General features: G+C 66.7%; 23 protein-coding genes and 2 tRNA genes. 9 read left to right on the top strand and 16 right to left on the bottom strand.

Features of this window, described 5'->3' with window-relative positions; genetic code table 11:
- The first annotated feature begins 44 nt into the window (after positions 1-44).
- Complete coding sequence (locus FHW64_RS05150; RefSeq protein WP_260303648.1) at positions 45-686, top strand: MliC family protein; 642 nt, start codon at positions 45-47, stop codon at positions 684-686.
- A 7-nt stretch (positions 687-693) separates the two neighbouring features.
- Here FHW64_RS05150 and FHW64_RS05145 read toward each other — a convergent pair whose 3' ends face one another.
- From FHW64_RS05145 to FHW64_RS05110, 8 genes are all read right to left on the bottom strand, one after another.
- Complete coding sequence (locus FHW64_RS05145) at positions 694-1,146, bottom strand: hypothetical protein (protein ID WP_184523661.1); 453 nt, start codon at positions 1,144-1,146, stop codon at positions 694-696.
- Positions 1,147-1,263: 117 nt separating this feature from the next.
- Positions 1,264-2,481 (bottom strand): serine hydrolase, encoded by a 1,218-nt coding sequence (locus FHW64_RS05140; protein WP_184523659.1) that lies wholly within the window; start codon positions 2,479-2,481, stop codon positions 1,264-1,266.
- Positions 2,482-2,565: 84 nt separating this feature from the next.
- Positions 2,566-3,426 (bottom strand): formate dehydrogenase accessory sulfurtransferase FdhD, encoded by an 861-nt coding sequence (fdhD, locus tag FHW64_RS05135; RefSeq protein WP_184524275.1) that lies wholly within the window; start codon positions 3,424-3,426, stop codon positions 2,566-2,568.
- Positions 3,427-3,443: 17 nt separating this feature from the next.
- Positions 3,444-5,768 carry an FdhF/YdeP family oxidoreductase gene (locus tag FHW64_RS05130; RefSeq protein WP_184523657.1) on the bottom strand — a complete coding sequence of 775 codons (2,325 nt, stop codon included), beginning with the start codon at positions 5,766-5,768 and terminating at the stop codon, positions 3,444-3,446.
- 91 nt (positions 5,769-5,859) lie between these two features.
- Complete coding sequence (locus FHW64_RS05125; RefSeq protein ID WP_184523655.1) at positions 5,860-6,039, bottom strand: hypothetical protein; 180 nt, start codon at positions 6,037-6,039, stop codon at positions 5,860-5,862.
- A 107-nt stretch (positions 6,040-6,146) separates the two neighbouring features.
- A complete protein-coding gene (locus FHW64_RS05120) occupies positions 6,147-7,556 on the bottom strand; it encodes an amidohydrolase family protein (protein WP_184523653.1) in 1,410 nt (469 codons plus the stop codon).
- 19 nt (positions 7,557-7,575) lie between these two features.
- Positions 7,576-8,328 carry a sulfite exporter TauE/SafE family protein gene (locus FHW64_RS05115; protein ID WP_184523651.1) on the bottom strand — a complete coding sequence of 251 codons (753 nt, stop codon included), beginning with the start codon at positions 8,326-8,328 and terminating at the stop codon, positions 7,576-7,578.
- Positions 8,329-8,350: 22 nt separating this feature from the next.
- Positions 8,351-9,337, bottom strand: a complete 987-nt coding sequence (locus FHW64_RS05110; protein ID WP_184523649.1) for a tripartite tricarboxylate transporter substrate binding protein — start codon at positions 9,335-9,337, stop codon at positions 8,351-8,353.
- A 126-nt stretch (positions 9,338-9,463) separates the two neighbouring features.
- Between FHW64_RS05110 and FHW64_RS05105 the strand changes: the two genes are divergently transcribed.
- On the top strand, positions 9,464-10,183 hold the full coding sequence (locus FHW64_RS05105) for a GntR family transcriptional regulator (RefSeq protein WP_184523647.1): 720 nt from the start codon (positions 9,464-9,466) through the stop codon (positions 10,181-10,183).
- Between the two features lie 150 nt (positions 10,184-10,333).
- Here FHW64_RS05105 and FHW64_RS05100 read toward each other — a convergent pair whose 3' ends face one another.
- Positions 10,334-11,251 (bottom strand): LysR family transcriptional regulator, encoded by a 918-nt coding sequence (locus tag FHW64_RS05100; protein ID WP_184523645.1) that lies wholly within the window; start codon positions 11,249-11,251, stop codon positions 10,334-10,336.
- A gap of 92 nt (positions 11,252-11,343) precedes the next feature.
- On the opposite strand from FHW64_RS05100, the gene FHW64_RS05095 reads away from it, so the two are divergent.
- From FHW64_RS05095 to FHW64_RS05080, 4 genes are read left to right on the top strand one after another with little or no spacing between them, the layout of a single operon-like run.
- On the top strand, positions 11,344-12,327 hold the full coding sequence (locus FHW64_RS05095) for a tripartite tricarboxylate transporter substrate binding protein (RefSeq protein ID WP_184523643.1): 984 nt from the start codon (positions 11,344-11,346) through the stop codon (positions 12,325-12,327).
- A gap of 23 nt (positions 12,328-12,350) precedes the next feature.
- Entirely contained in the window at positions 12,351-13,325 is a 975-nt protein-coding gene (locus FHW64_RS05090; protein WP_184523641.1) for a hydroxyacid dehydrogenase, read from the top strand.
- 40 nt (positions 13,326-13,365) lie between these two features.
- Positions 13,366-14,064 (top strand): RraA family protein, encoded by a 699-nt coding sequence (locus tag FHW64_RS05085; protein ID WP_184523638.1) that lies wholly within the window; start codon positions 13,366-13,368, stop codon positions 14,062-14,064.
- A gap of 8 nt (positions 14,065-14,072) precedes the next feature.
- Positions 14,073-15,326: an alpha-hydroxy acid oxidase gene (locus FHW64_RS05080; RefSeq protein WP_184523636.1), complete on the top strand. Its 1,254-nt coding sequence runs from the start codon at positions 14,073-14,075 to the stop codon at positions 15,324-15,326.
- Here FHW64_RS05080 and FHW64_RS05075 read toward each other — a convergent pair.
- The 6 genes from FHW64_RS05075 to FHW64_RS05050 form a co-directional block, all read right to left on the bottom strand.
- Positions 15,294-16,211 (bottom strand): alpha/beta fold hydrolase, encoded by a 918-nt coding sequence (locus FHW64_RS05075; protein ID WP_184523634.1) that lies wholly within the window; start codon positions 16,209-16,211, stop codon positions 15,294-15,296. The two genes, FHW64_RS05080 and FHW64_RS05075, sit on opposite strands and share 33 nt — an antisense overlap.
- A gap of 178 nt (positions 16,212-16,389) precedes the next feature.
- A tRNA-Arg gene (locus FHW64_RS05070) sits at positions 16,390-16,466 on the bottom strand.
- A 34-nt stretch (positions 16,467-16,500) separates the two neighbouring features.
- A complete protein-coding gene (locus FHW64_RS05065) occupies positions 16,501-17,289 on the bottom strand; it encodes an SDR family oxidoreductase (protein ID WP_184523632.1) in 789 nt (262 codons plus the stop codon).
- A gap of 400 nt (positions 17,290-17,689) precedes the next feature.
- Positions 17,690-17,766: transfer RNA gene (locus FHW64_RS05060), tRNA-Pro, on the bottom strand.
- Between the two features lie 50 nt (positions 17,767-17,816).
- Positions 17,817-18,521: a glutathione binding-like protein gene (locus FHW64_RS05055; RefSeq protein WP_184523630.1), complete on the bottom strand. Its 705-nt coding sequence runs from the start codon at positions 18,519-18,521 to the stop codon at positions 17,817-17,819.
- Between the two features lie 73 nt (positions 18,522-18,594).
- Positions 18,595-20,277, bottom strand: a complete 1,683-nt coding sequence (locus FHW64_RS05050; RefSeq protein WP_184523628.1) for an FAD-dependent oxidoreductase — start codon at positions 20,275-20,277, stop codon at positions 18,595-18,597.
- A 143-nt stretch (positions 20,278-20,420) separates the two neighbouring features.
- Here FHW64_RS05050 and FHW64_RS05045 point away from each other — a divergent pair, with 143 nt between their 5' ends.
- The 3 genes from FHW64_RS05045 (at position 20,421) to FHW64_RS05035 (ending at position 24,003) form a co-directional block, all read left to right on the top strand.
- The gene (locus FHW64_RS05045) at positions 20,421-21,296 is read left to right on the top strand and encodes a GNAT family N-acetyltransferase (protein ID WP_184523626.1); all 876 of its coding nucleotides are present in this window, start codon (positions 20,421-20,423) and stop codon (positions 21,294-21,296) included.
- Positions 21,297-21,401: 105 nt separating this feature from the next.
- Complete coding sequence (ppk1, locus tag FHW64_RS05040; protein ID WP_184524273.1) at positions 21,402-23,537, top strand: polyphosphate kinase 1; 2,136 nt, start codon at positions 21,402-21,404, stop codon at positions 23,535-23,537.
- A gap of 4 nt (positions 23,538-23,541) precedes the next feature.
- Entirely contained in the window at positions 23,542-24,003 is a 462-nt protein-coding gene (locus FHW64_RS05035) for a histidine phosphatase family protein (RefSeq protein WP_184523624.1), read from the top strand.
- A gap of 25 nt (positions 24,004-24,028) precedes the next feature.
- Here FHW64_RS05035 and FHW64_RS05030 read toward each other — a convergent pair whose 3' ends face one another.
- Complete coding sequence (locus FHW64_RS05030; protein ID WP_184523622.1) at positions 24,029-25,564, bottom strand: Ppx/GppA phosphatase family protein; 1,536 nt, start codon at positions 25,562-25,564, stop codon at positions 24,029-24,031.
- Between the last annotated feature and the right edge of the window lie 211 nt (positions 25,565-25,775).

The raw sequence follows: 25,775 nt of genomic DNA, 5'->3' as shown, positions 1-25,775 counted from the left end.
CGTCGATTGTGGATCGTCGGCGCGAAGCCGGAAAGGACTCTCTGATGCACGTCAGCCGCTGGGCATTCGCTGCGATGGGTTTTTCTCTCTTGCTGACCACGGCATCGCCGGCCATGGCAGCTTCGCCGAGCTTCAGTTGCGCCACGCCTTCGGGCGCGGCCGAGGAGGCCGTCTGCAAGGACGACACGCTCGCGGCACTCGATCGCGAGACCGCGCGGCTCTACCGGCTGGCCTCAAGCACGCGCGGTCTTGGGGCGAAGGAGAAGAAGGAACTCGTCGCCTATCAGCGCGGCTGGATCAAGGGCCGCAACGACTGCTGGAAGGCCGCTGACGCGAACGCCTGCATCCGGGACAGCTACATGGTGCGCATCGGCGAGTTGCGGACCCGGTTCGCGGCGGCGCGCAGCCAGGACAAGCAGGGCGTGAGCCACGGGCCGGCCTCGGTGCGCTGCCCGGACGGCATGGACATCAAGGCCACCTTCGTGAACGTGGAGCCGCCGCTGGCGCTTCTTGCGCTGCCGGATAGCAGCAGCCTTGTGCTGACCATCGCGCGTTCCGCCTCCGGCGCGCGCTACACCGCGACCACGCCGCAGGGGGATGCGCTGTTCTGGCAGAAGGGGCCGGAGGCGTTCGTGCAGATCCCCGGCGGCAAGGAGCAGACCTGCAGCGTTGCCGATCTGCGCTGAGCAGGATCTATTCGAGCTCGTGCACCGCTTCTCGTAACGCGCGCAGGCGGGCATTGCGAGGTGGTGTTCGGCGTACGGGGACGCTTTCCTTCGGGTTCCAGGCCGTGGGATGGCGCAGTCGTGCTTCGATCGCGCGCCGGCGACGCGCCTTGTGTGACTCGATCGAATCGATGAAGGCCACGACGAGGAGCCCGACGATCGAGGCCACGCAGGACACCAGCGAGACGACCATGATGAGGAGCTGGAAGTCGTAGATGTCGACTTCCATCGTTCCCGCATGAGTCCCCAGTGCGTCGGCCAGGATGGACGAAGGCTGCGGCGAGATCCGGATGCCCTGGGGAAAGACAACCTCCAGGGCAATCATCGCGAGCATGAGAAGCAGCGAGATGCCGGCGGTCCAGGCGAAAAAGCGCCGATAGCCGCCGCGTGCTTCTGCTGCTGAGGTTTCCATGGCGCTCATCACGCACTCCACCATGCCTGCGGAAATTCGCAGAAGGTAGGTTTGATGCAGTGCGCTCCGTCCTTTTGTCGGACGAAGCCTCATGCGCCTGTGCGCGAAGCGGTGTTACAGCCGGACTCAGCCGCCGGCCTTGCTCCTGCCTGCGGCCTCGTCGTCGATGGCCTTCTGCACGGCCTTGTAGAAGACCTCCCGCGCCTCGACGTCGATGCGGTCGTTGGCGCCACCGGCCCAGTCGCCGTTGGATGCGATCACCAGCTTGCGACTGGGGTCGATGAAGATGCCTTGCCCGAAGATGCCGCGCGCCGCGAAGCTGCCGTCGTCATAGGTCCACCACTGAAAGCCATAGCCGCGTCCGGGGCGGCCGATGTCGGCCTGGCGGGTGGTCGCCTGCGCCAGCCAGTCGTCGGGCACGATGGGCTGGCCGCCCACTTTCGCACCGCCCATCACGAACTGTCCGAATCGCGCGAAATCGCGCGTGGCGGCCTGGAGGCAGCAGCCGCTGATCTCCTGGCCGGTCCGGCTGAGGATCCAGGTGGCCTTCTGTTCCATGCCGGCTGGGATCCAGATCTTTTCCGACAGGTAGTCGGCCAGCGGCTTGCCGGTTGCGCGGTTCAGCAGAATGCCCACGAGATTGGTTTCACCGGTGCTGTAGTTCCACCGCGTGCCGGGTGGCGCAGCGCGGGGCAGCTTGCGCAGATAGCTCACCAGCGCATCGACGCCTTCCTCGGGCTGGTGGTTGTTGAAGCGCGCGACATCCGAGTCCGGATCGGCGTAGTCCTCGTTCCAGCGCACGCCAGAGGTCATGGTCAGCAGTTGCCGGATGCTGACGTCGTCATAGGCCGAGCCCTTCATCTCCTGGATGTAGTCGCTGACCTTGTCGTCCAGGCTTCGGATCTTGCCGTCGCGCACCGCGGCGCCCAGCAGCGTGGATGTCATGGACTTCGCAACGGAGAAGCTGGTCCAGCGTCCATCGCGGTCGAAGCCGAGGGCATAGCGTTCCAGGCGCAGCTTGCCGTCGTGCAGGATCACGATCGCGGCGCTTCGTTGCTGCGCCATGTAGGCGTCGAGATCCACCGCAAGGGCCAGCGGCGGGCCCGGCGGCAGAGGGGAGGGCGTGCCGCCGGCGGGCACCACGCGCGCCTTGGCAAGAATCGGAAGCCGGTCGAGCGCGCGGAAGGCCGCGTCGCGCTGCGGCTGGCTCCAGAACAGCACGTCGCGGTTGGTCGGGAGCGTGGCAAGCAGGCCGCGCGTTTCCTTGTCCAGGCTGAACCAACCTGCTGCACCGGCCACCACGACCACGGCCAGTGCCCCGAGAACGACTTTGCCAATCTTCATGCCGCAAATCCCTTGTTGGATGATGTGCAGCGGATTGGACATGAATCGGGCCGATGCGCCATCCGCATCGGCCCGATGAGTGCTTCAGTAAGCGGCAGTGCCGGGCGCGTACAACACGCCGCGTGGCGCACGGCACAGGCCCCACAGGCGCAGCCCGGAGAGCTCCGCCACCTGCACGCCGGTCGCGGTCGGCGCGGAGATGGTCGCCAACGCGGCGATGCCGACCCGGGCGCACTTGCGCACCAGCTCGTGGCTCGCGCGGCTGGACATCACGACGAAGCCGGGTTCGCTCAAGCGGCCGGCGCGGGCGAGCGTGCCGAGCAGCTTGTCGAGCGCGTTGTGGCGGCCGACGTCTTCGAGCACGTCGGTGAGTTCGCCGCTCAGCGTCGACCAGCCGGCGGCGTGGATCGCCCCGGCCTCGGCGTTGAGCACCTGGCGCGCCGGCAATGCGGCGAAGGCACGGAGGACCGTCGGCAGATCGACGCGGTCGATCCATGCGCGACGTGCGACTGGAGAGGGGGCGAGATCGAGTGCCGCGAAGCTCTCGACGCCGCAGACGCCGCAGCCCGTGCGACCGACCATGCTGCGTCGGCGGCCCTTGAGGCGCTCGAAGCAGCGGGGCGAGATGTCGAGGTGCACTTCGATGCCGTCGAGGCCTTCCGGAAGTCCGGCGTCTGCCGCGTCGACGACGCGGACCTCGATGTCGCGGCAATCGCGCGCGTGATCGATGATCCCTTCGCTCAGCGCAAAGCCGAGCGCGAAAGATTCCAGATCGACCGGGGTGGCCATCATCACTGCGTGCGAGATGCCGTTGAACACCAGCGCGACCGGCACTTCCGCTGCCAGCATGTCGTCGCAGAAGCGGCCGGCTGCGGGGGCATTGGCTTCGCCGACCACCTGCACCGCGTGCCGCGACAACGGCGGTGCAAGCTGCGCCAGCGGCATGTCGTCGATGAGCGCGCTCAAACCGTCACCTCTTCGGCGATGGCCTGGGGTTCCGGCGCGAGTTCGTGCAAGGTGAGGATCACCGGGATCGACTTGGAAGCCGGCGTACCCGCATTGCGGGCAACTGCGTCGAGCGGCACCAGCGGATTGGTCTCCGGGTAGTAGGCCGCGAGGTTGCCGCGCGGAATGTCGTAGGCCACGAGACGGAAGCGGTCTGCGCGCCGCTCCTCGCCGTCGTCCCACACGGTGCGGATGTCGACCCAGTCGCCGTCCTTGAAGCCGAGCGCGCGGATGTCGTCCTTGTTGATGAACACCACGCGGCGCTGGCCGAAGACGCCGCGATATCGGTCGTCCATGCCGTATATCGTGGTGTTGTATTGGTCGTGCGAGCGCGTGGTCAGCAGCGTGAACACGACTGCATCGCGAACGCGCGCCCGCGCGAGGTGCGAGGGCGTGTCCTGCGGAACGGCATGCGTGGCGAAGTTCGCCTTACGCGTGGGCGTCTCCCAGACGCGCTCGCTGGCCGCGTTGCGCAGGCGGAAGCCGCCGGGCACGGCCACGCGGCTGTTGAACTCGTGGAAGTCGTCGAACACCGCCTCGATGCGGTCGCGGATGCGGCTGTAGTCCTCGATCAGCCAGAGCCATGGCGTCTTGCTGCGATGACCGATGGTTGCAGCCGCGAGCCGCGCGACGATGGCGGGCTCCGACAGCAGGTGCTCCGATGCCGGCGGGTTGATGCCGCCCGAGATGTGCACCATGCCCATGGAGTCCTCGACCGTCACGCCTTGCGGGCCGTTGGCCTGCATGTCGACCTCGGTACGCCCGAGGCAGGGGAGGATGAGCGCCTCGCGTCCATGCACCACATGGCTGCGGTTGAGCTTGGTCGTGACGTGCACCGTGAGGTCGCACTTCTGGAGTGCCTTCCAGGTGGTCGGCGTGTCCGGCGTGGCAGCCGCGAAGTTGCCGCCGAGCGCAAAGAAGACCTTGCCCTTGCCGGACAGCATCGCGCGGATGGATTCCACGGTGTCGAAACCGTTGTTGCGCGGCGGCTCGAAGCCGAACACTGCGCCCAGGCGGTCGAGCAATGCGGCGGGCGGCTTTTCCCAGATGCCCATCGTGCGGTCGCCCTGCACGTTGCTGTGGCCGCGCACCGGGCACGGGCCTGCGCCTTCGCGGCCGATGTTGCCGCGCATGAGCAGCAGGTTGACCAGCATCTGGATCGTCGCGACGGCGTGCACGTGCTGCGTGATGCCCATGCCCCAGCAGACGATCGCGCTCTTTGCGTTGCGGTACACATCGGCCGCGGCGCGGATCTGCGCTTCGGTCAGGCCCGATTCGTGTTCCAGCAGTGACCAAGATTCGGCGCGGAGGTCGGCGGCTACCGCATCGAAACCAGTGGTGTGTTCTGCGATGAAGGCGTGGTCGAGCACCGCATCGCCCGCATCCTCGCGCTCGATGAGGTGCTTCATCATCCCCTTGACCACCGCGAAGTCGCCGCCCACGCGAAGCTGGAAGTAGTGCGTGCTGATGGGCGTGGAGCTCATGGTCGCCATCTCGAGCTTGTCCTGCGGGTCGGCAAAGCGTTCGAGCCCGCGCTCGCGCAGCGGGTTGAAACTCACGATCTTCGCGCCGCGGCGGTGGGCGGCGCGCAGTTCGCCGAGCATGCGCGGATGGTTGGTGCCTGGGTTCTGGCCGAAGATGAAGATCGCCTCGGCCTTCTCGAAATCGTCGAGCGTGACCGTGCCCTTGCCCACGCCGATCTGCGGACGCATGCCGCTGCCGCTGGGCTCGTGGCACATGTTCGAGCAGTCCGGGAAATTGTTGGTGCCGTACTCGCGCACGAAGAGCTGGTACAGGAAAGCGGCTTCGTTGCTCGCCCGGCCCGAGGTGTAGAAGATCGCCTGGTTCGGATCGGGCAGCGCATTGAGATGGCGCGCGATCAGCGCAAAGGCGTCGTCCCATTCGATGGGACGGTACTTGTCGCTTGCGGCGTCATACACCATCGGGTGCGTCAGACGGCCCTGGTCTTCGAGCCAGAAGTCGCTTTGCTTCGCCAGCTCGGCAACGGTGTAGCGATCGAACAACTCGGGGCCCGCGCGGCGAGCGGTGGCTTCGGCTGCCACGGCTTTGACCCCGTTTTCGCAGAACTCGAAGCTGGACTTGTGATTGCGGTCCGGCCAGGCGCAGCCGGGGCAGTCGAAGCCGTCGGGTTGGTTGGCCGACAGCATCGTCCGTGCGCCCTTGATCGGGATGTCCTGCTTGAGCAGCGCGTTGGTCACGCTGCGCAACGCGCCCCAGCCGCCGGCCGGTCCCTTGTAGAAGGCAATTCGTTGTTCCTGCATCCGGCGAGTGTTCAAAAACCGCCGGTGCAGCGTCAAATTGAATCGGGACATGCCGCGATTCAATTTGGAAATGAATCAGGGCAGCGGGGTGCTATTGCGTGTCGGGCGGCACGCTGGCGTCGCTGCGGCCGGACTGCTGGACGTTGTCGTCGTCGTGCGTGGTGTCTTCGTACTCGATATCGGCGTCAGGCACCTTCGGCGGCGTCTTGTCGGCGGGTTTTTCCGGCGCGTCGGTCTTGGCGGGCTTGGTCGGTGGGCTTTCCTTCTTCATCGTCGTTCCTTTCGATCCGCAGCCAGATGGCTGCGGAGCGCTCCCAATTTGGCGCGATGGCCGGGGAGCGCTGTCGGCGGAACGATGAGGCGCTTGTGCGACGCGGCCTAGGGCGTTGGCTGGCCGGCTTGCTGCTGTGCACGGTGTGTGCTGGACACTGGATGGACCCGATGGATGGGCGCGCGCTGCACGTCGCGGCGGGCGATATCGGCCACTTCGCGCATCAGGGCACGCGCGTCCCAGTCGACCGGCCAGCCCTTCCACAGGCGCATGGACCCGTTGACGAACACGGCCGCGATCTGGTCGCGATTGGCAAAGCGCACCAATTCCCAGCCCAGGTCCCAGCTCGGCACGAATTCCGGCACGTCAAGGTCCAACAGCAGGAAATCGGCGGCGAGGCCCGGCGCGATGCGGCCCGTCATGCCGCCGAGGCCCGCGGCGGCTGCGCCGTCGTGGGTGGCATGGTCGAGCCAGAGCCAGCCTCCGCCGCAGGACGAATCGCCGTTGGCCAGGCCTTGGGTCAGGCGCTGGGTGGCCTCGGCCGCGTCCATCAGGCGGAAACCGTCCGCGCGCGTCCCGTCGGTGCCCAGGCCGAAGGGCACGCCCAACATCGCGATTAGCCCGGCGTCCAGCACTGCGTTGCCTTTCCATTGGCTGGCGACCGGGTTGTAGGCGACGGCGGCGCCGCTGTCGCGCAGGAGGCCGATCTCGCGCGGCGTGAGCAGCGTTGCGTGCGCGAGCAGCGCCGATTCGTTCAGTGCGCCACACGCGTGCAAGAGTTCGAGCGGTCGCAGTCCGCGCGCGACCAGCGATCGCTCGACGGCCGCCAGGTGCTCGTTGACGTGGGTCTGAAAGCGCCGGCCGCTCTCCCGGGTCAGCGCGGCGACGTCGCGAAGCATGCGGTCGGTCGCGGCCTCGGGGATCGAGATCGCGAGCGAGGGATGCACCAGCGGATCGTGCTCGAGCTGCGACAGGAAGCCTTTCGCCGAATCAAGAATGCGTCGCGTCGCTGCCTCGTCGCCTTCGAGCCCGGCGTCGTTGCAGATCTTGCCGAGCACGCAGCGGATGCCCACGTCGCGCGCGGCGGAGGCGACCGCGTCCAGACCGGCTTCGGACCGGGTGCCGGCATCGACCACTGTGGTGAAGCCGCCGCGCAGCGATTCGAGCGCTGAAAGCTTGGTCGCAAGGTAGGCGGCGTGTTCGTCGAGCGTGGACTCCATCGGCACCCAGATGCGGCGGAAGATTTCTGACGGCTCGCCGAAGGCCAGCGCCTTGCCGAAGGACTGCGTCAGGTGGGTGTGGGTGTCGATCAGGCCCGGCATCAGCAGGTGCTGGGGCAACGCCACCGGCGCGAGCGAGGGGTGCGCCGCGATGACTTCTGCCAACGGGCCCACTGCGAGGAAACGGCCGTTGCGCACGACCACTGCCATGTCTTGCCGCGGGCCTTCGGGGAGCATGACCCACTCGGGCGCGAGCAGCAGGTCGCTGGAAGTGCTCAGGAGTTCGCGAGAAAGCATGATGGGTCCAGGTGAAGGGTCATGACAGGAGCAGCCAGGCGAACCAGGCGCCCACCGTCAGGAGGAGCAGGGAGACCAGTCGCTGCAGTTGCAGCCGGTCGAGGCGAGCGGCCGCGCGCTGGCCCGCGATGGAGCCCACGAGCATCAGCAGGCCCGCAAGCAGGGCGAGCCGTGGTTCGAGCCGCCCTTCGATCGCGTGCACCGTGCTGCTGGCCAGCGCCACGGGGAGCTGGATCGCCTGCGCGGCGACCACGGAAAACGCGAGCGGCTGCCCGAGCAGCATGAGCAAGGGCAGCACCAGCACCGGCCCGCCCGTGCCAGTCAGCGCGGAACCCAGGCCCACCAACGCGCCGACGCCGAACAGGGCGGCGGGTGCAAGGCGCACTTCGGTGTGCGGCGCCGCGGCCGTCGATGCGCGCAAACCGCGCCAGCCGGAGAACAGCACCAGCACGGTCACGCCGGCCATGAGCGCGGTCCCGGGTATCCAGCGCACCAGGAAGGCACCCGCACCCGCACCCAGCAGCGCGCCGCCCAGCAACGGAAGGCAGCGCGCCAGCAATGCTGGTTCGCGGCGCAACGGGCCGAGCGCGACGAGCGCAGGCAGTGCAAAGCCCAGCGAGGCGGCCGCGATCGCCTGCGGCAGGGGCACGCCGCCGAGCGTGGTCAGCACCGGCACCAGCAGAACGCCCCCGATGCCTGTGGCGCCAATCAGCGCGCCAGCCAGCACGATGGCGGGCAGCACGATCCAGGCGCCGGACAACATGAGGGGCATTCGTCGGGTCTCCTTCTTACTTCTATTCCGCCTTGATGTTGGCGGTCTGCACCACGCCCGCAATGGCCTTGCGCTCTTTCGCGAGGTATTCGCCGAAGGCGGGGCCGCGGATCAACTGCGGCTTGACGGCTACGTCCGCCAGCTTGCGGGCGATCTCAGGGTCCTTGAGGGCCGCTTCCAGCGCGGCGGTCCAGGCGGAGATCACCGCGGGCGGTGTGCCGGCGGGGGCCAGCACACCGAGCCACGAGTCCATCTCGAAATCCTTGAGTGCCGGCGTCTCCGCCAGCGTGGGAATGTCGGGCGCCGAGGGCGAACGCGACAGCGACGTCACGCCGAAGGCCCGGACTTTGCCATCCTTGATGAAAGGCTGTGCGAGCGTCAGCGGCAGCACCGCGAGGTCGACCTGCCCGCCGGCCACGTCGGTCAGCACCTGCGGACCCGACTTGTAGGGCACGTGCACGATGTCGATCCCGGCGCGCTGCTTGAACATCTCCGCGGTGATGTGCAGCGAGGTGCCGACGCCGTCGGTGCCGAAGTTGAGCTTGCCCGGCTGGGCCTTTGCCAGCTGGATGAGCTCAGTCGCATTGCGCGCCGGAAGTGCCGTCTTGCCGATCAGCACGAAGGGCGAGGTGCCCACCGTCGCGACGGGCACGAAGTCCTTGAAGGTGTCGTAGCGCACCGCCGACGGGGCGACCAGCGGCGCGACGTTGAGCGGGCTGGCCACCGCAAAGAGCAGCGTGTAGCCGTCTGCAGCCGAGCGCGCCACCTTCTGCGTGCCGATGGTGCCCGCGGCCCCGGCAACGTTCTCGATGACCACCGGTTGCTTCAGGATTTCTCCGAGCTTGGGTGTGAGCAGGCGTGCGGTCGCGTCGACGCCGCCGCCGGCCGAGAACGGCACAATCAGCGAGATCGGCTTGGTGGGATAGCCCTCGGCCTGGACGGCCCCGGCAGTGACGCCGAGCGCGAGCGCGGCAGCGAAGAAGCGAAGGCGGGCGTGGGTAGCAGGCATGGTTGTTTCCTCGAACGATGAATGAACGAAAAGAAAAAGCACCCAGACGGTGCGAGAGAATACTCGTTATGACAAGTTATAACAAGTCATGCAAACCGCATGCCAGGGACTGCATGGGGGTCTTGCATGTCTGAACTTCCGCAGTCGCTGCACGCCCAGCTTCGCGATGCCTTGCGTGCGCGCATCCTCGATGGACGGCTCGCGCCCGGCGCCAAGCTGCCCTCGGAGTCCGAACTCACGGCCGAGCACGGCGTGAGCCGGATCACCGTTCGCCAGGCGCTGGGCGCGCTCCAGTCGGAGGGCTTGATCGTCAAGCTGCACGGAAAGGGTGCGTTCGTGTCCCATCCGAAGGCGGCGCAGAGCCTGAACCGGCTGGAGGGCCTGAACGAAGCGCTGGCGATGGAGCAGCACTCCGTGAGCAGCAAGCGGCTGATGTGGCGCGAAGTCAGGGCGCCGGCTGCCGTGGCGCGCCAGTTGGGCTTGCCTTCCGGCGAGAGCGTCTATCACCTCCAGACGCTGCGCTATCTCGACCGCGAGCCGCTGTCGGTGAACAACTCGTACCTGCCACGCTTCCTGGGCGAAAAGCTGGCCCGGGTCGATTTCTCGCAACGCGACCTGATCGATGTCTTCGAGCACGAAGGCGGTTTGAAGATCGGCGAGGCGCAACTGGCGATCGGCGCCGGCCTTGCGCGGCCGCAGGACGCGAAGTTGCTGCATCTCGAGCCGGGCGCGCCGGTGCTCGAGGTCGAGCGGCTGCTGCATCTCGCGGACGGCGGCCCGATCCATGTCGAGATGGCGGTCTACCGGGCCGACACGTTCCGCTACAAGCTCAACCTTCGGCGCTGACCGCGAGGGCCGTCACGGCGCTGCCATATGGGCCCGGTAGATTCGCCGGAACCCATGTGTTCCTCAGTTCAGATGCAAGTCACGCCGATCGCAAAGATCCTCGCCACCACCGCCGCCGCGTGGATGCTCGCGAAGCCCAACGCCGCGCCGTCACGCCAGCGCTGACGTGTAGAGCCGCTTGCCGCGCGCACGCAGCAACGCCACGAGCCGCTGCGCGGCCGGCGACAGATAGCCTTCCTTGCGATAGGTGACGCCCAGGTGACGTCGGAGGGTCGTCTCTTTCAGCGGCACTTCACGCAATGCATTCGCCGCGCCGCTCGTGTTCAGGGTGTGCCGCGAGAGAAAGCTCAGCAGATGGGTGCGCGCGATCAGTCTCGGCAGCAGCGGAATCGAATTGGCGTCGATCTGAGCCCTCGGCGTCGGCAGGCCTCGCGAGCGGAAGGCCGCATCGAGCCATTGCCGGCTGACGATCGAGTTCACAGGCAGCACCCAGCGCCATTCGAGAAGCGACTCCATCGTGATCTTCGGTAGCTGGAAGACCGGGTGATCCGGGCTGGTCGCGACCACGACCACGTCTTCCACGATCGAGTGGGCCACGAAGTCGTCGTCGTGCTGGGGCATGAGGCCGATCAGCAGGTCGATCGCGCCTTCGCGCAGCCGCTCGCGCAAGGCGATGCTGGGCGCAACGGTGATGTCGATGGTGGTCTCGCTCGCTTCGGCCAGCAGCATGCTGCAGATTTCGGGCAGCACGTGGTCCGCCGCGATGGGCCCGCTGCCGATGCGCACGTGGCCCGCATTGCCCTTGGCGAAGTCGCCCACTTCGCGCAACGCCTCTTCCGTCGCGCCGCGCAGCACGCGCGCACGTGCCAGTAGCACTTCGCCGACCGCAGTGAGCCGTATGCCGCGGCCTTGCCGCTCGAACAGCGCGGTGCCGAAGGCTTCCTCCAGCCGCTGGATCGCCTTGGTCAATGCCGGCTGGGTGCGGCCGATCTTGTCAGCAGCCTGCCCGACGTGCCCCAGTTCGGCCACGACCTCGAAATACCGCAGGTCTCGAAGTTGGACGTCCATTCATATCTCCGAGGAATCGAAAGATGAACATTATCGAATGGACGGAATGAGTCGGGTTTTTGAGAATTCGCTCACCAACAGGAGACATGCACATGAATCGTTCACAACGCTGGATCGCGGGCGCCGCCCTTGCAATGGTGGCCTGCGGCAGCTTCGCGCAGACGGCCTGGCCCTCCAAGCCGATCAAGCTGATCGTTCCTTTCCCACCCGGCGGCGGCACGGACTTCGTGGCGCGGCTCCTAGCCGAGAAACTGACCACGCAGGCCGGCTGGACGATCGTGGTCGACAACCGGCCCGGCGCGGGCGGCAACATCGGGCTCGATGCGGTTGCCAAGGCCACGCCCGATGGCTACACCCTGGGACTCGGGCAGACCGCCAACCTCGCGATCAATCCGGCCCTGTACACCAAGATGCCCTTCGACCCGCTGACGGACTTCGCGCCGATCGCGCCGGTCGCGTCGCAGCCGGTGGTGCTGCTTGTGAATGCGTCGTCGCCGTACAAGACGCTGGCCGATGTGGTCGCCGCGTCGAAGGCCAAGCCGGAGTCGCTGCGCATCGGGCTGGCGGGCAACGGCACCGTCGGCCACCTCGCGGGCGAGATGCTCGAGCGTCGCGCGGGCATCAAGATCCTCAACGTGCCCTACAAGGGAGCGGGCCCCGCGATGACCGACCTGCTGGGCAACCAGGTGGAGCTGAACTTCGCCAATACGCCGGTCGCGATCCCGCAACTGGCCGGCGGCAAGGTGCGCGCACTGGCCATCAGCTCGCCGCAGCGGCTGAAGACGGTGTCGCAACTGGCTTCGGTGCCCACCGTGGCCGAGTCGGGCTACCCGGGCTTCGACGCGATCACCTGGACCGGCGTCGTCGCGCCGGCCGGCACGCCGCCGGCGGTGGTCGAACGCATCAACAGCGAAGTGCAGAAGATCCTCAAGCGGCCCGACGTGATCGAGAAGCTGGCGGTGGAAGGCAGCACGGCCGCGGCCGAGTCCACGCCGAAGCAGTTCGCGGACTACATCCGCAGCGAGCACCAGAAGTGGGGAACGCTGATCCGCGAAGCCAACATCAAGCTCGACTGAGCGCGCGCAGGAAAGAACGACAAGTGAATCCCACCATCCTGGTCACCGCGCCCAAGCTTGCGAAGGCCGGCGCCGATCTGCTGGCGCAGGCAGGCGCGCGGGTCCTCTATCTCGCCAACCCGGACAGCGCTGAAGAGGTCGAGCACATCATGGCGACGCAGCCCGTCGATGCGGTGATCTCGCGCACGGTGCAGCTTTCTGCACGGGCCATCGCCTCGTGTCCGACGCTCAAGGTCATTTCCAAGCACGGCGTGGGCGTGAGCAACATCGATGTCGATGCCGCCACGTCGCGCGGCATCCCGGTGTATGTGACGCCGGGCGCCAATGCGCAATCGGTGGCGGAGATGACGCTGGGCTTGATGTTCGCGGCTGCGCGGCGCATCGCCTGGATGGACGGGGAACTGCACGCCGGCCGCTGGTCGCGCGCACAGGACGGCGTCGAGCTGCACGGCCAGACCCTCGGGCTCGTCGGCTTCGGCCAGATCGGCCAGCGCGTCGCGACGGTGTGCATGGCGCTCGGCATGGATGTCGCAGCTTTCGATCCGGCTCTTTCGGACGGAAAGAGCCCGGTCGAAGGCGTTCGCCTGGTGGCTTCGCTCGATGCGTTGTTGCCAATGGTCGATGTGCTCAGCCTGCATGTGCCCTTGAACAAACACACACGCAACATGCTCGGCGCGGCGCAGTTCAACGCGATGCGGCGCGGCGCGATCCTCGTGAACACCGCGCGTGGTGAGGTGGTGGATGAGCCGGCGCTGATCGCCGCGCTGCAGACGGGCCAGCTTCACGCCGCCGGCCTCGACACCATGGCGATCGAGCCGCTGCCCGCGGGCAGTCCGCTCGCCGCACAGCCGAACGTCGTGCTGACGCCGCATGTGGGCGGCTCCACGCCGGCTGCACTGGCTGGCATGGCCAGCGGGGCCGCACGCAACGTGCTCGGCTGGCTGCAGGGCGCGCCGGTTGATCCGTCGGCCTGCGTCAATCCACAGGTCTTTTCCTGATCCCTTCTTGTCCAAGTTTCAATCGTCTTCCGGAGATCCCATGAGCACCGAACCCACCGTCCAGTGGCCCGCCGGCTATCGCATCAACCCGCGTGCCGAGGGGCCGTCGGCCGAACTCGTGGCGGCCTTCCGCGACATCCCGGTCGCGGCGATCGGTGATTCCATGAGCCGCAACATCGGCACCGTCGGCCTGCGCCAGTACCACGCGCGGCTCGACACGGTGTTGTGCGGTCCGGCCGTCACGGTGCGCGTGCGACCGGGCGACAACCTGATGATCCACAAGGCGCTGATGATGGTGCAGCCCGGCGATGTACTCGTGATCGACGGCGGTGGCGATGTGTCCCAGGCGCTGGTCGGTGGGCTGATCCGCACCACCTGCGTCTTCAAGCGCCTCGGTGGTCTGGTGATCGACGGCGCGATCCGTGACCTGTGCGAGTGGGCGGAGGAGGGCATGCCGATCTTCGCCAAGGGCCACACCCATCGCGGCCCGAGCAAGGATGGCCCCGGCGAGATCAACATCCCGGTCTCCTGCGCCGGCATGGCGGTGCTGGCTGGCGATCTCATCGTCGGCGATGCGGATGGCGTCATTGCCATTCCTGCTTCGGAATGCGCCGACATCCTCGCGCGAAGCCGCGCGCATCTGGTCAAGGAAGCGAAGATCCGCGCCGACAACGAAGCCGGCAAGTCCGATCCCGAGCGCTTCGACGCGACCCTTCGCGCCAAGGGCCTGCCGGTGTGAGTGCCGCCATGACGCCCGCCTCGACAAGCCTGGACAACGTCGCTGCGCCGAGCTCATCGGCGCCCGGCGCAAGCGCGGCGAAGAAGCTGCCGCGCAAGCTGCGTCGCATGCTGTCGCTGGATGACTTCGAGCATGCGGCGCGGCGCTTCTTGCCCAAGCCCATCTTCGCGTACGTGTCCGGTGGTTGCGAGACGAACCGCTCGCTGCGCGCCAATCGCAGTGCGTTCGAGGACTATGCGTGGGTGCCGCGCGTTCTCGTCGACACCGCCGCACGCACGCTGGCCACGGCCTTATTCGGGCATCGGTACGCAGCGCCGTTCGGCATCGCACCGATGGGCATCAGCGCGTTGTCGGCCTACCGCGGCGACCTGGTGCAGGCGCAGGCCGCTGCGGCCACCAATGTGCCGATGATCCTGAGCGGTACCTCGCTGATCCCGATGGAAGAAGTCGCGCGTGCCAATCCGGCGGCGTGGTTCCAGGCCTACGTGCCGGGCGAACCGGATCGCATCCTGAAGCTGCTCGACCGCGTGGAGCGCGCCGGCTTCGGCACGCTGGTGGTCACGGTTGACACACCGGTGTCGGGCAACCGCGAGAACAACATCCGCGCCGGCTTCTCCACGCCGTTGCGTCCGAGCCTGCGCCTGGCGCTGGATGGCATCACGCATCCGGGTTGGCTCTTCAAGACGGCGCTGCGCACACTGGTTCGGCACGGCATGCCGCACTTCGAGAACTCGCAGGCTTCACGCGGGGCGCCGATCCTGTCGTCCAGCGTGATGCGCGACTTCGGCGCACGCGACCATCTGAACTGGGAGCACCTCGCGCTGATACGCAAACGCTGGAAGGGTCACCTGGTGGTCAAGGGCATCCTCGACCCGCGCGACGCGCTGCTGGCGCGCGAGCAGGGGGCCGACGGGATCATCCTGTCGAACCACGGGGGACGCCAGCTCGACGGCGCAGTGACGCCGATGCGCATGCTGCCGAAGGTCGTCGAGGCGCTCGGCGACCGCGACTATCCGGTGATGATCGACAGCGGTTTCCGCCGCGGCAACGACGTGTTGCTCGCGCTGGCGCTGGGCGCGAAATTCGTCTTCGTGGGCCGGCCCTTCAACTACGCGGGTGCCGTGGCGGGGGAGCCGGGCGTGCGGCACGCCATCGGCATCCTCGCGTCCGAGATCATGCGCAACATGGCGCTGATCGGCGCACGCAGCCCGGCAGGTGTCTCGCGCGACTCAGTTCGCGCCGTTCAGGAACTCGCGCACTAGCTTGACGGTGGCCTTCGGGTTCTCTTCCATGATCCAGTGGCCCGATGCGGGCACGATGCCCTCGGTCACGTTGTCCGCGGCGGCGCGCATGACCACGGCCATGGTCGGTCCGAACGACTTCTCGCCACCCAGGGCCAGGACCGGCGCGGTCAGCTTGCCCTGGGCCAGGAACGCCTTGTTGTCGATCGCATCCTGATCGAAGGCCGCGAACTGCGCGAAGCCCGAGTGCATGGCGCCGGGCAGCGCGTAGAGCTTCGCGTAGTGGCGGCGCGAGGCTTCGTCGAACTTCTTCGGGTCGGCGGAGAACTCGTTCCAGAACCGGTCGAGGTAGATCCGTTCGCGGCCGGCCACGAGGCGCTCCATGTCCGGACCGCCGAAACGGAAGTGCCAGAGCAATGGGTTCTTCAGAATCTCTTCCCACGGGCCGACGCCGGGGACGGGTGCATCGATGAGCACGAATTTCCCGACCCGGTCGCGGTACTGCGCAGCAAAGGCAAAGCCGACCATGTTGCCGATGTCGTGGGTGACGAGATCGGTCTTGTCGATCTTGAGCTTGTCGAGCACCTGCGCGATGTCGACGCCCTGGGTCTTCTTGTCGAAGCCGCCGGCCGGATGCGCCGAGAGCCCCATGCCGCGCAGATCGGGCACGACGACGGTGTGGTCCTTCATCAGGTCGGCAGCCATCGGTGCCCACATGTCGCCGGTTTCGCCGAAGCCGTGAAGCAGCGTGACTGCCGGCCCCTTGCCGCCGACGCGGACATGCAGTGTCGTGCCGTTCACGGCAAGCTCCTGCGTCTTGAAGCCGGGTGGATAAGGCGGGACCTGCGCGTGCGCGGCGCCGGCAACAAGAGCAATCGCGAGCCATCGGAACAGGAACTTGAGCATGGACTTTTTTCCTCGGGTCGTGGGCAGGTTCGCTTGCGGCGCCGTGGAGTCAGTCTTCGCCAGGGTGGCAAGGCGGCGCAATCGGTCGGGCCGCCAGTGTATGGCTGTCGGTGGTGTTTTGGCGACTGTTCCTGGCGGCATCCGACAACGACAAGTCGGTCGCTCAGGGCCGGAAATGTGGCCTGCCCGGAGGGGATCGAACCCCCGACAACCTGCTTAGAAGGCAGGTGCTCTATCCAACTGAGCTACGGGCAGTGAGTGCGGGTGCGAATTCTAAAGCGGCGCGGATTCAGACCACCATCGGGGTCGCCGCGCCATCCATCGAGATGATCGCGCCGGAAATGTAGCCCGCACCTGGCGAGGCGAGGAAGACCACCACGTTGGCGATGTCCTCGGGCATTGCGAGTCGGCCGAGCGGCAGGCGCGACTGGGCGTCGCGCAGCACGTCGGCTTCCGGAATCTTGCGCAGGCGCGCGTCGGCTGCGATGCCTTCGGCCATGCGATCGGTCAGCGTCAACGCAGGATTGACCGCGTTGACGCGAACGCCTCGCGGTCCGTACGCAGCGGCGAGGCCGGCCGTGGCCAGCATCAGTGCCGCGTTGGCGGCGCCGCCCGCGAGATGCGTGGGCGTGGCCACCTTGCCGCCCATGCCGATCACGTTCACGATCGCGCCCGATCCGCGTTCCCCCATGCCCTTGATCACGGGGTCCATCACGTTGATGTAGGTGAAGAACTTGGCCTGCATCGCGTCCTGCCAGTTCTGCGGCCGCAGTTCGTCGAAGGGCGTGCGGCGCGCGGCGCCGGCAGAGTTGACGAGGATGTCGATCGGCCCGGACTCGGCCTGCACCGCGTCGACCATGTTCTGCGCTGCGCGCGGGTCGCCCAGGTCTGCGCTGTAGCCGCCGACCGAGTGACCTTCTTCCAGGAGCTGCGCTGCCGCCGCCTGGAGATGCTCGGCGCTGCGGCCGGCGATGCTGACCTTCGCGCCTTCCTTGAGGAAGGCTCGCGCGCAGGCCAGTCCGATGCCGCGGCTGCCTCCCGTGACGAGTACGTGTTTGCCGGTCAGTCGAAGGTCCATGTCGTCTCCGTGGGTTGATTTCGCAATGGGCGGATTGTGATGCGAACGCGATCATGCTTGGCCCATACTCCGGGCACCTGAAACGTCATATGGGGTTGCGGATGAGATGTCTCCTGCTTGCGGCGGCGGTCCTGCTCAGCGGATGCGCCGACCTTGGAAAGCCCGCGGGTAGCGCATTGGAACCACCGCTGGTGGGCAACTACTGTGCGGCGCCCGTCGAGGGGGCCTGTCTTGGCTGCGATGTCAGGTGCTCGTACTCCGAGCGGGCGGTCTGCAAGGCAGGAGCGACCACTCGTGTTGCAGGGAATCCGCAAGGTATGTGTACGCGAGGGGCTGTGTGCGAATGCAAATGAAGAATGCCCGCAACGATGGACATCGATGCGGGCATTTTCGTTTTTGATGGTCGGGGCGGCGGGATTCGAACTCGCGACCCTCTGCTCCCAAAGCAGATGCGCTACCAGGCTGCGCTACACCCCGACAAGCCCACGATTCTAACCCGACTTGTGGGATGTTTTGGATTCACTCGATCAACGACGCTGATATTGCGTCTTGCCAAAGAGAATTTCGCGTTCCTTGTCGCCCGTGATCGGCGTGCGCAGGTCTGCTAGCACCTTGACGCCGCGTTGCACCGCCGGCCGCGCCGCGATGCCTTCGAACCACTGCTTCAGGTGCGGAAAGTCTTCGAGTGTGATGCCCTGGTTCTCGTAGCTGCGCAGCCACGGGAAGATCGCGATGTCAGCGATGGTGTAGCTGTCGCCTGCGATGAACTTGTGCGTCGAAAGCTGCTTGTCGATCACGCCGTAGATGCGCTTGGTTTCGTTCGAATAGCGATCGATGGCGTACTGGATCTTCTCCGGCGCGTAGTTTCGGAAGTGATGCGTCTGCCCGAGCATCGGCCCGACGCTGCCCATCTGGAACATCAGCCACTGCAGCACGTCGAAGCGGCCGCGGTCGCCTTCCGGAAGGAACTTGCCAGTCTTGCCGGCGAGGTAGACCAGGATCGCGCCCGATTCGAAGAGCGAAATCGGTTTGCCGTCCGGTCCCTCCGGGTCTGTGATGGCAGGGATCTTGTTGTTGGGGCTGATCTTCAGGAAGGCGGGCTCGAACTGGTCGCCCTTGCCGATGTTGACGGGATGCGCGCGGTAGGGGAGGCCGCATTCCTCGAGCATGATGTGAACCTTATGGCCGTTCGGCGTGGCCCACGAATAGACGTCGATGGGTGCTTGGGACATGTCTCTGGATCCGGGAGAGTGATGAGAGGCCGGCCAGCATAGCCGTCGTCGCCGATTCGTGCAGGCGATGCCTTCAGGCCACCGCGCGCTCCCGCTCCGCCAGGTGCTGATGGATGAGCGCCACGACCGCCGCGCCTTCACCGATCGCTCCGCCGACGCGTTTGACCGACCCCGAGCGCACATCGCCCACCGCGAACACACCGGGCACGCTCGATTCGAGCGCTGCAGCCGTCTTGGCCGGAAAGCCGCCGCGCGCCTCCGACCCGGTGAGGACGAAGCCATTCCTGTCGAGCGCGACGCCGCAGCCTCCGAGCCAGTCCGTTTCGGGCACCGCACCGATGAACAGAAAGAGGTTGCGGGCAGGGCAGTCATGCAGGCCGTCGCTTTGGCGGTCACGCCAGGTTGCGCCGTTCAGTCCGGTGGCGGGTTCGCCGTGCAGCCGCACGAGCTCGGTGTGGGGGTGCAGCGAAATGTTCGGCGTGGCCTCGATGCGGTCGATGAGGTAGCGCGACATCGTGGCCGCGAGCGACGGGCCGCGCACCAGCACGTTGACCTTGGCCGCGTGCTGCGAGAGGAACACCGCAGCTTGTCCGGCAGAGTTGCCGCCGCCGACCAGTGCGACTTCCTGCTCCGCGCACAGCTTCGCTTCGAGCGCAGACGCCCAGTACCAGATACCGCGTCCCTCGAATTCGCCAATGCGCGGCACCTCGGGCCGGCGGTAGCGCGCGCCGCTGGCGATCACCACGGTCTTCGAGCGCAGTCGGCGGCCGTCCACCAGTTGCACGGCGACCTCGCCCTTCGTTTCCGCCTCGGTGCAGTCGAGCGACAACACTTGCGCCGGGATCAGCATTTCGACGCCGAACTTCTGCGCCTGCACGTAGGCGCGGCCGGCCAGCGCGCCGCCGGAAATGCCGGTCGGGAAGCCCAAGTAGTTTTCGATGCGCGCGCTCGCGCCGGCCTGCCCGCCGAAGAATCGGCAATCGACGACGATGACGCGCAGCCCTTCGGATGCCGCATAGACCGCCGTCGCAAGCCCTGCTGGACCCGCACCGACCACCAGCACGTCGAAAAGCTCCTGACGCTCGATGGTGTCGACCATGCCGAGGCAGCGCCCCAGCGCGTTCTCGGTCGGGTTGACCGAAACGGAGCCGTCGGGGCAGACCACCAACAGTTCGGCTTCGCCATATTGTTCGAGCAGGGCCGCGGCATCGCGATCCTGCGTCGCATCGACGACGTGGTAGGGATGGCCGTTGCGGCCGAGGAAGTTCTGGATGCGCAACAGGGCCGCCGACTGCGGCGGGCCGATGAGGACCGGTCCGCTCGCGCCCGATTCGATGAGCGCTACCCGTCGGAGGATCATCGCGCGCACAAGGCGCTCCCCGAGGTCGGCTTCGGCAATGATCAACGCGCGCAATTGATCGGGCGGCACGAGGAGGGTCTCGACGCGGCCTTCGGCGTGACCGTCGACGAGAGCGGGTCGCCCGGAGAGCTGCGCGACTTCGGCCAGGAACTGGCCCGGACCCTGGCGTTCGATCGGCACGATGTGTCCCAGTCCATCGCGTTGCGTGATCGCCACGACGCCATCCAGCACGACGAACATGCCCGGCCCGGTTTCACCGGCAGTGAACAGGCAATCGCCGTCCTCGTAGTGGCGAATGGTGCCGAAGCGGCGGATGCGCTCGATGTCCGCGGCGCTGAGCACCGGAAACATCTGGTGGCGGCGGGTCTCGACCTCGATACGTACTTCATTGGCCATCAAAACTCCAAGGCTCCGTTGATCGAATCCCCGGCATTAAACGCCGATGCGACGGATTTGGTGCAAGTCACGCAATTGCCACTGGATTGACACGCTTGTTTCACCACGGGTGCCGAGACTCCGTCCGCAGAAAGGGACCCCGCATGAAAGAACTGCCCACACCGACGTTTCCGTTCTCGCAACTGGGCCTGCGTGCCGCCCTCTGGCCTGCCCAGAACTCGGCTCAGCGCTCCGATGCAATCACCGTGCCGAAGTCGGCGGAGCCGGTGGCGAAGGAGGCGGCGGGCGGTATCAGCGTGAGCTGGGCGCGTCATCTGGACGAAGTTCGTGCGGCGCAGCGTCTTCGCTATGAAGTCTTCGCCGGAGAGATGGGTGCGCGTCTTTCGACGCCGGTCGAGGGCCATGACGTGGACCTGTTCGACGACTTCTGCGAACACTTGCTGGTGCGCGACGACGCCACCGGGCAGGTGATTGGCACCTACCGGGTGCTCACGCCAGCACAGGCGCGCCGGGTCGGCAGCACCTACAGCGACACCGAATTCGACCTGACCCGGCTGCGCGATCTGCGTGAACGCATGGTCGAGCTCGGCCGCAGTTGCGTCCACGCCCAGCACCGTCAGGGCGGCGTGATCCTTGCGCTCTGGGGCGCGTTGGCCGGCTTCATGAATCGCAACGGCCTCGACACCATGATCGGCTGCGCCAGCATCCCGATGTGGCACAACGGCGTGACCAGCGGCGATGCCGCAGCAAGCATCTGGCGCCAACTGTCGGCAACGCACCTCGCACCCATCCAATATCACGTGCAACCGCGCCTGCCGCTGCCAGTGCACCGGCTGGATGACTCGATCGACATCGAGCCGCCCGCACTGATCAAGGGCTACCTGCGCCTCGGGGCCAAGGTACTCGGCCCACCGGCATGGGATCCAGACTTCAACACCGCCGATCTGCCGATGCTGATGCGCATCGAAGACTTGCCGGCGCGCTATCGCAAGCATTTCCTCGGCAATCCGGGCGATTGAGGCAGTGGGGGCGCTCGTCATATAACCGTCACGCAACTGTCATAAGCTGCCGTGTTTTGGTCTAAGGTTGCATCTGTGTCGGCTGCCCCTGAGTTCGTTGCCCCGTTGCCGGAATCCGGCGACACCCTGAGCGTCCCCGTCAAACCCGGGCTCACGCTGCTTGATCGTGACCATGCCATCCTGGCTTTCAACGAGCGCGTGCTCGACTGGGCTCACCGTCCCGAGGTGCCGCTGATCGAGCGGCTTCGCTACCTCACCATCGTTTCCTCGAATCTCGACGAGTTCTTCGAGGTTCGCGCCGCGCCGCACCTCGCGGCGCACATCGCCGGCGAACGCAAGGGAAACTACAACGTCGATTCGTTCGAGCGGCTGGCCGAAGCGGCCCATTCGCTGGTGGGTCGGCAATACGCGCTCTATAACGACGAGCTCATCCCGGCCTTCGCGGCCAAGGGCATCCAGATCATTTCGCACGGTGAGCGCAACGCGGTCCAGCGCAAATGGGTGCATGACTACTTCGAACGCGAGGTTCGTCCGCTGCTCATTCCGGTCGGGCTGGATCCAGCGCATCCGTTCCCGCAGGTCGCCAACAAGTCGCTGAACTTCATCGTGCGCCTGAGCGGCAAGGACGCCTTCGGCCGCGAGAACCCGATCGCCATCCTGAAGGTGCCGCGCGTGCTGCCGCGCATGATCCGCATGCCGGCCAAGGTGTCGGGCGGCAAGACGCTGTTCATCGCGCTGTCGAGCGTGGTGCGGGCGCACCTGTCGAGCATGTTCCCGGGGCGCGAGGTGGGCGAGTTCTCCCAGTTCCGGGTGACGCGGCATTCCGATCTCGCAGTGGACGAGGAAGACGTCAAGAACCTCCGGACCGCGCTTCGGCAAGGTCTGCAGCATCGTCATTTCGGGCAGGCCGTGCGCCTGGAGGTGTCGTCGAGCTGCGCTGAATCGCTCGCGAGCTTCCTGCTCGCGCAGTTCGACTTGCCGCCACAGGCGCTCTATCGCGTGCACGGGCCGGTCAACCTCGCGCGCGTCGCGCAGATGATCGATCTGCTGGACGAGCCTCAACTGCGCTTCCAGCCCTATCAGGCTTCGTACCCGGTGGCCCTGTCGCCGGGGCAGTCCTTCTTCGAGCGGATGCAGCAGGGCGACGTGCTTATTCACCAGCCATTCGAGAGCTTCGAAGGCGTGCTCGCATTCCTGCGCGAAGCGGTATACGACCCGCAGGTGCTCGCGATCAAGCAGACTATCTACCGCACCGGTGCCGACTCGCAGATGATGGATCTGCTGCGCGAAGCCGTGCGGCGCGGCAAGGAAGTGACCGCGGTCGTCGAACTTAAGGCGCGCTTCGACGAAGAGGCCAACATCAACTGGGCCGAGATGCTCGAATCGATCGGCGCGCAGGTGGTCTACGGCGTGGTCGGCCTCAAGACCCACGCGAAGATGCTGCTGGTCACGCGGCGCGAAGGCAAGCAGATGCGCCGCTATGGCCACCTGTCCACCGGCAACTACAACCCGCGCACTGCCGCGCTCTATACCGACATCAGCCACCTGACGGCTGATCCGATGCTCACGGCGGATATGGAGGCCGTGTTCGTCCACATGGCCGGCCAGAGCCGCCTGCCGAAACTTCACCGGATCTGGCTGGCGCCCTTCGACCTGCATCGCAACCTGATCGCACGCATCGATGCGCTGGGCGCGGCCTCGGCTGCCGGGGAACCGACGCGCATCGTCGCGAAGATGAACGCGCTGACCGACGAGGCGCTCATCGCCGCGCTGGTGAAGGCAGGGCAGAAGGGCGTGAAGATCGACCTGATCGTGCGCGGCGCGTGCACCTTGCCCGCCAAAGTGCCAGGGCTGACCGACAACATCCGCGTCCGTTCGGTGATCGGGCGGTTCCTGGAGCATTCCCGCGTCTTCTATTTCAGGCAAGGGAGCGACGAGTCGCTCTACCTGTCGAGCGCCGACTGGATGAACCGCAACATGCTGCGGCGCATGGAGCTGGCCTGGCCGGTGACCGATCCGGTGTTGCGCCAGCGCCTGATCGACGAATGCCTCGTGGCGTATCTGCACGACGGACGCGATGCCTGGAACCTGGATTCCGACGGTGTCTATCACCGTGTTTACAAGGACACCCACGCGGGCGAAGAGGGCGCGTCACGCACCGTCGAAGCCCACGGCGCTCAAATGGCGCTCATGAATCGTTATGCATCGCGCGGATTCCGGCGCGCCGCACCACGGAGCTGACACCATGGATCTGATTTTCTGGCGCCACGCGGAGGCCGACGAGTGGGTCGAGGGCATGGACGACATGCAACGCTCGCTCACGCCTCGCGGCGAAAAGCAGGCCAAGCGCATGGCCGCATGGCTGGACCGTCAACTGCCGGAAGGCACACGCATCGTCTGCAGCCCGGCGCGTCGTTGCGAGCAGACGGTTCTTGCGCTCGGCCGCAAGTACAAACTGCGCAGCGAACTGGCGCCTGACACGACACCCGATGCGCTGCTCGCTGCCGCGGGCTGGCCCAACGGAAAGTCGGTGGTGCTGATGGTCGGCCACCAGCCCTCCCTCGGGCAGGCGATTTCGCTGCTGCTCGGGCTGCAGCAGGACAGTTGCCCGGTGCGCAAGGGCTCGGTCTGGTGGATCCGCACGCGCGAACGCGACGGCGACGTGCAGACCGTCGTGGTGACGGTCCAGGCTCCCGAGCTGATGTAAGACTGCCCCCGAAGGGGCAGAGTTCTCAGGCCGCGGCCTTCAGGCTGCCGGCGAGATCGACCCGCCAGTTGGTCCTTTGCCACGCCACGACTTCCTCCCGCAGGAGATGGCTCGACTGGGGATACAGCTCAGGCCAGTCCGGACGCGTGGTGATCGTGAACTGCCGGCTCCCGGCGGAATGGAGGATCTTGACGCCTTCGAGATCCGGATCCCGCCGCGCGTGGCAGAGGATGACGGCCAACCGCAAGGCGAGAAGCTGCCAAACAAAGGCCTCGTCGTCCAGGACCATTTCGAGCTTGCGCAATTTGCCCCGATGCCCGAGCACGAGCTGGCTGAGCCAGTGCATCTCGTTGACCGCGAAACCGGGCGCCTCCGTGTTGTCCAGGATGTAGGCGCCGTGCTTGTGATAGTCGCTGTGCGACACATGCGTGCCGATCTCGTGAAGCTTGGCCGCCCAGCCTAGCTTGCGCAGGGAGCGGCCGGCGCGGCTGGTGGTACTGGCGCCGCGCGCGCGCGGTTCGAGCTGCAGGAACAGTTCTGCGGCGGTGTCGCCGACCCGGCGGGCTTGCGCGGCGTCCACCGCAAAACGGTTCGCCAGCCTGCTGACGGTGGAACTGCGGAGATCGGCGACGACGTCGTCGCGTTCCAGCAATTCATAGAGCACGCCGTGCCGCAGGGCGCCTTGGGCGACCCGCATCTCCTCGATCTCGAGCAGGTCGAACACCGCGCGCAGCACGCTCACGCCGCCGCCGATCACCGCCTTGCGGTCTTCGCGCATGCCTTCGATGCGCAGACGGTCGGCGCTGCCGGCCTTCAGGAGCCTGTCGAGCAGCCAGTCCAGCCCTTCGCGCGTGACGATTCCCGGCTCCCCACCGGCGGCAACGAGGACGTCGCCGACCGCGCCGATCGTGCCCGACGAGCCGTAGGCCACGTCCCAACGGTCCGGCACATAGGTCGACAGCGCGTCGTCGAGCACCGCCTTGGCCGCGACCTCTGCGGCCCGGAAGGCGGCCGGCGTGAACAGACCCTGCCCGAAGTGCTTCATCGACCAGGCGACGCTGCCCACGCGGTAGGACTCCATCGCCTCGGGTGTAAGCCCCTCGCCGAGGATGATTTCCGTCGAGCGGCCGCCGATGTCGACCACCAGCCGGCGCTCGCTGCTCGAGGCGTCGGTGTGCGGCAGTGTGTGGGCGACGCCCAGATAGATCAGGCGGGCTTCCTCGTGCCCGGAAATCACGTCGATCCCGAAACCCAGAATGGTGCGTGCGCGCAACAGGAACTCGTCGCGGTTGCGGGCTTCGCGAAGCGTCTGCGTGGCGACCGCGCGCACTTCCGAACGCTTGAAGCCGGCCAGCCGTTCCGCGAAGCGGGCGAGGGTGTCCCAGCCTCGCTGCATGGCTTCAGGAGTGAGATTGCGGGCACTGTCGAGGCCATTGCCCTGTCGGACGGTCTCTTTGATGTACTCGGTCCGGTGGATCTGGCCGTGATCGACCCGGCCGATTTCCAGTCGATAGCTGTTCGATCCCAGATCGACCGCGGCGAGGCGGGTTCCGTTTTGCATGTTGAAGTTGGGATTTCGGGGCTTGATCGTAGCCGGACGGGCGTGCGGGCGGCCGCGTTCGGCGAGGGAACAAGGCTAGGTGCGCCATATGACGGTTCGATGACAGCGTCACACTTTGCAGTCCGGGCCGGAGGGGGATTCTCCTCTGTCAGCGATGTCATAGCACTGTCACACAAGGTTTCTAGAGTCCGTGCCAACCCCTGCAAGGGGG

The organism is Variovorax sp. Sphag1AA, assembly GCF_014192575.1.
GTDB lineage: Bacteria > Pseudomonadota > Gammaproteobacteria > Burkholderiales > Burkholderiaceae_C > Variovorax.
The sequence above is the reverse complement of the archived record's forward strand: the minus strand, read 5'-3'. Positions and strand labels throughout refer to the sequence as shown.